Source organism: Peptococcus simiae (assembly GCF_046097595.1).
GTDB classification, from domain to species: domain Bacteria; phylum Bacillota; class Peptococcia; order Peptococcales; family Peptococcaceae; genus Peptococcus; species Peptococcus simiae.
Map to the genome: position 1 here is coordinate 102,023 of NZ_JBJUVG010000006.1, position 9,840 is coordinate 111,862.

The 9,840-nt window shown below is 45.2% G+C and carries 3 protein-coding genes; all 3 read right to left on the reverse strand.

Annotated elements, in window-relative coordinates:
* Nucleotides 1-157 precede the first annotated feature (157 nt).
* Complete coding sequence (locus ACKQTC_RS05635; RefSeq protein WP_408977453.1) at nucleotides 158-7,576, reverse strand: S-layer homology domain-containing protein; 7,419 nt, start codon at nucleotides 7,574-7,576, stop codon at nucleotides 158-160.
* Nucleotides 7,577-8,000: 424 nt separating this feature from the next.
* Nucleotides 8,001-8,237: a FeoC-like transcriptional regulator gene (locus ACKQTC_RS05640; RefSeq protein ID WP_408977454.1), complete on the reverse strand. Its 237-nt coding sequence runs from the start codon at nucleotides 8,235-8,237 to the stop codon at nucleotides 8,001-8,003.
* Nucleotides 8,238-8,249: 12 nt separating this feature from the next.
* A partial coding sequence (locus tag ACKQTC_RS05645) for a nucleoside recognition domain-containing protein (RefSeq protein WP_408977455.1) occupies nucleotides 8,250-9,840 on the reverse strand: 1,591 nt, incomplete at its 5' end.

Below are 9,840 nucleotides of genomic sequence, written 5' to 3' on the forward strand. Positions count from 1 at the left end.
CTCTATGCCTATAAGCCTGGCCAATCCTAATAATCCCCTATAGCGAACCGACCCAAGACCAGCTTGGACCAGTTCGCTATAGGGGATTCTTTTCTAAGTGCTATTGAATAAAAAAGGAATGGGACAGCACCCCTGTCCCATTCCTTCTTACACTTGATTATTTTAATTTCTTCCAGGATTCACTTTTTGCTTGATCAGCCCTGTGGTAGGTATGACTGTTGATGGCTTCTACCATTTCATAGTAGTACCATTGACCTTCATGCAAGTCAGGGAAGTGTTTGGTCTGTGCAGCTATTTTTGCCAAACCTTCTTTATCGACCTTTCGGTTGAATACGGCGTTCAATATGCTGGCTGCTTCTGCTCTGGTAATCTTTCGTTCAGCTTTGAAGCTGCCGTCTGGATAGCCGCTAATCCGGCCATTAGCGTAGGCCTGGGAGATGGCTTGATAAGCCCAGTGGCCTCTGACATCGGCAAAGGGAAGGTTATCTGTGGTGTTTTGCTTGTCAATCTTTTGGATGACTTTGGCAAACTCTGCTCTGGTTATGGGGGCATCCGGCCGGAAGGACCCGTCTTCATACCCACCCATGAGGCCCGCTTTGACAACGGCGTTGATGGCATTATTGTACCAGCCGTTGGTATCGGCAAATTTTGGCTTACTGGTATCAGATAGGTCATAACCCATTAGGCGGGCAACCATCGCAGCCGCCTCAGCCCGCTTAATATTCCCATCGGGCCGGACGGTCCCATCTTCGTAGCCAAAGATGTAGGCCTTGTGGTCTTTCAGCTCTTCTACTGTGCCTTTGTCATCTTTGGGGATGATAAAGCTGGAACCACCACCGGAGGTGCCTGGTGGTGTGGCTTTTTCACGGATGGTTTGGGCGGGGGTTAGGTTACCGGTCTTGCCGTCTTTGCTGATAACGACGGAACCATCGTCTTTGACGTCGATGTCGTTATCGGTTAAGCCTAGGTCTTTGTTGGCTTCTTTGATGGCATCTTTGACCGCTTGTTTTTCCTCGTCTGTTAAGGCGGACGGGTTCTTGACTTCGGTCTTCGCCGGTTCTTTTACATCTAATGCATCTTTAGCTATTACTAACGCTGTGCCAGGAACTTCTAAAGAACTTCCATCAGCAAACGTTACGGTTGTCGTTCCATCAGCACCTGCTGCTGTTCTAAAATTACCAAATTCCTTCACTTGATGCAGGTTCTTTTCAACTAATTTGCGTTCAACTTCTATTTTTTCACTTGCCGTCAAATTACTTACATCATCAACTGCCGTTTTTTCTGGTAATACGAGCTTAATTCTATCCGCAATTGTTTCTTTCTTTTCAACCGTTTGTTCTGGTTTTAATTCACCAGTCTTACCATCTTTGGTCACGACAACAGAGCCATCGTCTTTCACGTCGATGTCGTCATCGGTTAAGCCTAGGTCTTTGTTAGCTTCTTTGATGGCGTCTTTAACCGCTTGTTTTTCCTCATCTGTTAAGGCAGACGGGTTCTTGACTTTGGTCTTCACTGGTTCTTTTACGTCGATTGTGGACACTAATTGCTTAACAGTTGTACTAGCTTCTTCAGATTTTTCTTTTCCAGCCTTTTCAGCTACAGCTGTTATTACAGCACCTTCTTCTAATACTTCACCATCTGGTAAACTAGCTCTCCACTTACCATTTTGGTCTACGCCAGTTCTTGCTTGTCTTCCACTTGGGAATGTAACTATTATTGACGACCCTGTTTCGCCCCTACCTTCAACATCTATTGAATCAGTATAAACATCTTTAATTACTGGTGCTTTAACTTTTGTATCAACTGTTGCTACTGTTGCTTTTGCTTCTTCAGAAGTATTGCCAGCCGCATCTTGAACCACTGCCTTGACCTCTGTATTGTCTTTCGCCTTATTGGCAGGAATGGTAACGACACCAGTTTTCGGATCAATCGTTAAATCGGAATCTTTCGGTAAAGTCCAATTGCCTTGATCGTCTTTTCTTGCGGCAACAGTACCTTCTACCCCTGTCACTTCATCCGTATAGGTGATCATCACAACATCGGTATCTTTATCAGCAGGCGGTGTTACCGTGACAGAACCATCTTCATTTGCCACGACCGTAGGCACAGCTGGTGCGGTAGTATCTTTTTTTACAGTTACGTCTGCACTTAATTGTCCTGTATTAGCACCTCTTGTAATTGTCACATTCCCTTTATTGTCTACTGCAATTTGATCATCTTTAAGATCTTTGTTTGCCGCTTTTACTTTTGCTTTAACTGCTTCTTGTTCAAGTCCAGTTAAATTGTCAGGATTTGCGACTTCTACCACTTCCGGATTTTTAGCATAAATTCGATTAATGATATACGCTTTTTTACCTTGGACAACTTCTTGTGTGCTTGTTCCTTCATCAAACAAGAAAGTATAGCCCTCCGCTTTATTTGGGTTCTCTTTATCATACCCTAATTCAGCTTCTTTGATATTTTTCCCGTCAAGACCTAAGAATTTTGACGCCAATTGTAATCTGTAGACATTAGTAATTGTTACAATATTGCCCTCTTCTTTAGTATCTGTACGGACAAATTCATAGCCTTCAATATCGGATACACCGTCATCGTCTGGATGATTGCCATCTTCTTCTTTTAATGTGATGACTCCTTTTTTAGTTTCTTGAACCCACTTTGTTTTGTAAACTCTGTCAGCTGCTTCAACTTTTTTAACTTCTTGGTCTGATGGGTTTTTCCCTTCCTTTGTAGCAACTACCTTTATTTCATCATTTTCTTTTGGCTCTTTACCTTCTGGTAATGTTACAGTGAATTTTCCGGTATCATCAGCTTTTCCTGTTGCTTTTGTTCCATCTGGTAGAGTTATTTCTACATCTGCATTTGGTTCTGTTCTTCCTGTGATTTCTTTATCGCCAGCATTTACAGTGTCTACCATTGGTTTTTGTGTTTTTTCTACTACAGGTTCATCAGCTTTTGCTACTGTTGCCTTTGCTTCTTCAGAAGTATTGCCGGCCGCATCTTGAGCAACTGCCTTGACCTCTGTATTATCTTTCGCCTTATTGGCAGGAATGGTTACTACACCAGTTTTGGCATCAATCGTTAAATCGGAATCTTTCGGTAAAGTCCAATTGCCTTGATCATCTTTTGTTGCGGCAACAGTACCTTCTGCCCCTGTCGCTTCATCAGTATAGGTGATCATCACAACATCGGTATCTTTATCAGCAGGCGGTGTCACCGTGACAGAACCGTTGTCGTTTGCAACAACTGTAGGTTTAGCTGGTGCTGTCGTATCTGCTGTAACGGTTTGTGCCGGTTTTAATTCACCAGTCTTACCGTCTTTGGTTACAACAACGGAGCCGTCTGCTTTGACGTCGATGTCGTCATCGGTTAAGCCTAGGTCTTTGTTCGCGTCTTTGATGGCGTCTTTAACGGCTTGTTTTTCTTCTTCCGTTAAGGCCTTCGGGTTCTTGACTTCGGTCTTCGCTGGTTCTTTGACGTCAAGTGTTTTGCTTTCGGTAATGGTTTGTTCTGGTTTTAATTCGCCAGTCTTGCCGTCTTTGGTTACGACAACGGAGCCGTCGGCTTTCACGTCGATGTCGTTATCGGTTAAGCCCAGGTCTTTGTTGGCTTCTTTGACGGCGTCTTTAACGGCTTGTTTTTCATCGTCTGTTAGGGCAGCGGGATCTTTGACTTCAGTCTTGGCTGGTTCTTTCACGTCTAGCTTTTTACTTTCGGTGACGGTTTGGTCTGGTCTTAAGCTTCCAGTTTTACCGTCTTTGGTTACGTCGACTGAACCATCGGCGTTTACTGTGATTTCTTCATCCTTTAGCTCTGGATTGGCTTTAATCACTGCTTCCTTCACTTTGTCTCTTTCTTCTTTGCTTAAGGCAGCAGGATCTTTGACTTCGGTCTTTGCCGGTTCTTTTACGTCTAGCTTTTTGCTTTCGGTAACGGTTTGGTCCGGTTTTAATTCGCCGGTCTTTCCATCTTTGGTGACGACAACGGAACCGTCTGCTTTGACGTTGATGTCATCGTCGCTTAAGCCTAGGTCTTTGTTAGCTTCCTTAATGGCATCTTTAACGGCTTGTTTTTCGCCCTCCGTTAAGGCGGTCGGGTCCTTGACTTCAGTCTTGGCCGGTTCTTTGACGTCCAGTTTGGTATCTTTTTCTACTGCAATCTTCGCTGTAGCCGCTTGTTCAGATTTATCGGGATATACGACGACGACGGGAATGTCTACCGTCTTACCTGCATCAGCTTCAACGGGAGTATAGGTAACGATTCCTGTCTTTTCGTCAATGGTTGCACCTGTTGGTGCACCTTCTCCTAACTTAAAGGTCGTTCCTTGCGGTTTTACAGCATCTCCGCCCTCGGCCTTTTTAAAATTCGGGTAGTTAGATTGTGCCGCTTCCCCTACTTTTACCGGATCTGTGGTAGCGTATTCGGCTTTGTACTTTTCGTTATCCTTTTGAACAACAGGATCACCCCAAACGGCGTAAACGGTTTTTGCTGCGGTGACATTGTTGAGGATTCCGTCTTCGGGTTGGGTCGCACCTGGTGTGCTTGCCCAACCTTTAAATTCTTTGCCTTCCAATGTCGGGTTTGTCGGTGGCGTTACACCGTCGGCAATATCGTCGGTTTTGGTTTTGTTGCCGTCGTCAAAAGCACCGCCGTTGGCATCAAAGGTCACGAGCTTTTCTTCCGACCAAATCGCGTAAACGACTGCGTGCGTTGGTACAGCTGTCGTTGAGGTGAATTTTTCCGCATCTGTTAAAGCTTCATAGTCCGCTGCTTTAACGATGGTTTTTCCTAATTTAGTCTTTCCAGTTTCTGTTGCCCATCCTAAGAATGTTTTACCCTCTGCGGTTGGTGCTTCTGGGAATTTATCTCCCGTTGCAGTATTTGCTCCTGCTCCTTCAAATCCGTTGGCAGCATAGCCATCTTCTTCAAAGAATTTTTCATTATCTGGCACCACTTTAATAGCTTGCTTTTTGCTATCCGCAAATGCGCCGTCTGTGGTGTCAAATAAGACTCTTGTCTTTACTCTAGACTCAATCCAGTCGGAGGGAAGGGCGGAACCATTTGAATCATTAAAGATAAGCTTCATATCTTTTTTAAGCTCGAATCCACCCGTCATGCCGCTGCCATCTTTAAATTCGCTCAATTGTGCTAAGTTGATGTCATATAGGTAAGCATCGTAATCTGTTCCATTAACATTTACAACCTTTGTGACATCTTTGCCAACTATTTCACCATCTTTATTGTACTCATTGCTTTCAGCATCTGCTTTGCCAACATAAGTGATATTTTCAGGATTGATATAGCGCATTCTAACTTTTGCGCCTTCGTATTTTGAAAAACCAAGGATATTCGTGGTCTTGGTCATAAACTTCGTTGAATCGGTTTCAACTCTCGGATCTTTATACCAGTCGTCAGTTCCCTCTGCATAGTCGTTCGTATAAATGTCTTGATAAGGTACATAGGTTGATTTTTCAATACCAATTTGTGATAGATCTTCCGTATGATCGACCCAAGCAAGATTTGTATACTTTTCATCTGACTTATTTAAATTGATATATCTAAAGTAAGATGTTAGATTTTCTTGTTTAATACCATTTTCATCATATGATTCGACAACAATATCTGTTCCTGGTTTTAATTTTTTCGTATCAATCCAGAAATTACCCCCAGTACTTACCGTAGCCTTGTTAGGAAGACCAGCCATCACCTTATCTTTATCATTATAATTCCATAATGTTTTTGGTGTGAAGTCCAGTTCTGATTCAGTTCCATCAGCAAGCGTATATTTAAGCTTGAAACTACCTTTTTTACCCTCTTTATAAAGGTGCATATTGATATTTCTATCTTTTTCGAGTTTTAATGTCGCAGCACCCCCATTTAATTTAGACCCGTTTTTCATTTCCATGAAGTTAAGGGGTCCTGTGTGCTCTGCAGTGTCAGGTAAATAGATTCTTAATTTTTCGCCAGTTGAAATTTTTGCCCCTTCACGTAGGGTAAATTCATAGACTCCATCGGCAATTTCCTTCACTCTTTCAAATCCATCAGCAGAACCTTTATATCCTGCATAGTACCCTTGCATTCTTCTTACAAGGGCTTCATCAGGATTGCCTACTTGGAACATAATTTGTCCGCTTTCAGGTTTTTGTGCCGTGTCTAAGATATAAGACTCCCCTGCTGGAACGACATAATCACTGTCGTAGTCTTTTTCGAATATCGTCCAACCTTTAGGATTTGTTTCAACCCAACCAGTCATCGTTGAGAAGTTTACTTTTGTTGTTCCCGTCGTTTGGAAAGTTTCTTGGAATTTTTCCTTATCTACAACATAGTCGATAGCAGTGAAATAAAAACCATCTAAGCTGATTTTTTTATTCATCTTATCTACGGACACAACTTTTACCCCATCTTTGGTAAAGTTGGATTCGCCGATTACGATATAAGCAAGTTTTCCATCTGGAGAATAATTAATGTCCTCTTTCTTAATGGGCACACGAACCTCTTTATCGTACTCTGTTCTATCCGATTTGAGTAAGTTGGTATAGGCGATATTACCTTGAGGATCCTCTTTAAAATACTCTACAAATCTAGCATCAAAGACTTGCGCAAAACCAGTCGGCTTGTCATCTGTAGTATTTCCCGGTGCTGACCCTCTTTCTCCTTGGTACTGGGTTCTAACAAGTCCAAGATTTGAAGAGTCCGCATAACCGTCTGGGTTTGCGATAAATTCAGAAAGGAAAGACCGTTGTACAGCAAGGTAGTCCCCCTTCTTTTGCATAGGTCCTTTTTTGAATAAGGTATCAATCTTATCTTCTAAAGATACGGATGTGGTTCTCGTATAGGTTGAATAGTCGAGAGAGGATTTCCCCGGTGCAAAGGCATAAATTCTTTGATTCTTAGCGTCAACAAGGCGCATTTGAATTAAATAATTCTTTTTGCCAAGGGTATTTAAATTGACGCCTTCTTTTAAAACAAGATTTATTGGTAAATTATTCTTGTTTTGCGTTCTAGTTGCAATCATTTGTGCAACAGACAACAATTTTTCATTCTTGCCAGGTGCCGTCGTAAATTTATATTCCTCGCCTTTTTCTGTCACACCCACTGATTTTTCCCAGTCGATGGCATTGTATAAATCGTCATCAAACCTAAAGAGGGCTTGTTTCCAAACGGCAGAAACCGCTGCAGACTTTTCCATATAGGACAGTCTTAGATTGGTTCTGCCTTCTTCGTCTACAAAAGTTCCTTCATAGGTAAAGTCCACAATTTCGATGGGGTCCGAGGTAGTGACTCTAACGAGTTTTTGCTTTGGATTGGCTTGGCTGATACCCCAATAGTTCACGTCGTTTTCAGACATTTCGTCCTTATCCCAATTAAGAACATTAACTATATTAGCCGGGTAAGCCAGACTGGTATTAGTCGACGCTGAATTCACACCATTCCCTGCACTTAAAATTACAGGAGCAGGATCCTTAGCCCATACAGCTGCATCGCTAAAAATCGGTCCTGAAATAAGTGCTGCAGCTAAAGAAATGGTCACCGTCTTCCGGACTATCCCCTTCGTATTTCCTTTCTTATCTGCCATTTTTTCCTCCTAAAATCATCCAATATAACAAGGCAATCATACCTAAGCAGGTTACAGATATTGCTAATCATTCCTATTAGATATGGTAAGCATTTTACTACAAAAATATTCATTGAAGTAAAAGCGCTCTCATTTTTCAATATCATTGTTTTACTTTTTACGGAAGCAGAAAAATACCTCTTAAGGTAGGCTTTTCTTTCCATGTTCCTGATTGATACATCTATAAATACTACTTGAATTTCAAGATTCTATTTCAAGTGATTAAGGTCTATCTCCAGGATGTCTGGTTTCCTGCCATTTGCCTACTTGCTCGGAAAAACAAAAAGGCAACCCGATAAAACAAGTCAGAAGACTTTTTTGTCGGGTTGCTCCTTAGGAAATCATTTTAGCTATATCGGTTCAGGCGTACCGAAAGGTCCACTCTTTACTTAACCCGCTCCCAATAGGCCGGGGTCTGCTTTTCCGCCTTTTGTAGGCCACAGCCCCGACAATGACCGCAGGCCTTCCCGCAACCAGTCGTCAGGGGTACTTTTTGTATATAGCCCAGGCGTTCATAATAGGCCAGCTGGGCCTCAACCCTTTCCAGGGACATGCCCAGGGTCTCCGCCACCTCCAGGCTGGTGCAGAGGCCAGGTTGGCCCAATACATCCAAGATAGACATAAAATCCCACCTTTAGAAAAATAAGCTTGAAATATGGTAGGTCAAGGCCGAAAGGACCAGGGCTGTGGCCACATAATAGAGGGCAATCCGCAGGGTCCACTTTGCCGAATGGGTTTCGTGCAAGGTCGCATTCAAGGCCATCAGACAGGGCACATTAAAGGTCACAGCAATGATAAAGGCCAGGGCCTCGGCCTTGGAAATCGAAGCCGCCAGCAGATGCCCAATATGGGCATCTGCCCCGGCGCCGGTGGTGGCCTCAAAAATTGACCCGGTATGGGAAAAGAGAACGCCCGTCACGCCCAGGACTGCCTCTTTCGAAATCATCGAGGCCAGGAAGGCCAGGAAAGTTTGCCAGCCCATACCGAAAAAGCGGGTTACCGGCTCAATGGACTGGCCAAACCGGTACAGGACCGTCCCTGTCATATCTCCGTCAGCCGAGTAAGTCAGGGCCCAGAAGAGGGCCGAAACAAAAAAGACAACCACAAAGGCTTTTTTAAAGACATCGAAGGACCGGACCAGGGTGGTCTTCAGTAGGCCCTTCCAACGGGGCTTGTGATAAGGCGGCAGCTCCATAATGAGCCCTGTCCGCTCTGCCACCGGGCTCAGGGTCCGGCCAAAAATCATAGCCGTCACCTTGATATGAATAAACATAATGATAAAGATCAGCACTATCACGAGAAAGCCGCCCACCCCACCAAAAAACGCCGTCGCCAGGGTCGGCACCACCGCGAAAGTCGCCCCGCAGGGAACAGCCCAGGCCAGGGCAATCGTTAAAATCCGCTGGCTGTAGGAATCAATGACCCGGGTCCCGGCTGCCCCGCCAATGGTGCAGCCAAAGCTAACCAGCATAGGCATGATGGACTTGCCCTGGAGACCCAGCCGGTTCATGGTGTGGTCAAAGACATAGGAGACCCGGGCCATATAGCCCACCTCTTCAATAAGGCCAAAGACCAGGTTAATGCCAAAGACAAAGCCTGCCATGGAAGCCACCCAGCCAAGCGTCGTCATCAGGGTCCCGTTAATAAAGGAGGTCAGGACCGGAGGTAGGCCCGTCTGGATAACCAGGGGCTTTAAGAGCAGGGGAAGGCTGCCGCCCAGGACCATAATCGGCGCCGCCACCAGCATAGAGGCCATGACCCCCAGGAGGACAATCCCTATAGCAATAGCCTTGCCCCATTTTTTAGAAATGGCCCAGCGGTCAAACCGGCCCAAGACCCGCCGCCGGCTCTGGGACCGGTCCACACAGTCGGCCAAAAGGGCCTCAATCCAGGCAAACTTGCAGTCGCCAGTGTAGAGGCTGCCATCCGGGTTGGCCGTCAGAAAGGCCTGGATACCCTGGCTACCGGCCTGGGCCAAGGCCTCAGCGATGGGCCGGTCCCCCTCCAGGAGCTTGGCCGCCAGCCAGGTCGGCGAATAAAGGTCCAAGCCCTCTGCCGGCACCAGGGCTAAGGCCTGGGCATAGGCTGCCTGCTGACTACCTGTCTGAAAGCAATCCACCAGGGCCTCGTCTGACAGGTAACGGGGCCTAGCGACGCCTTCCTCCAAGGCCAAATAAAGGGCTTCATAGCTTGCCGGATCAGTCCCCACCAGGGGCAGGACCGGG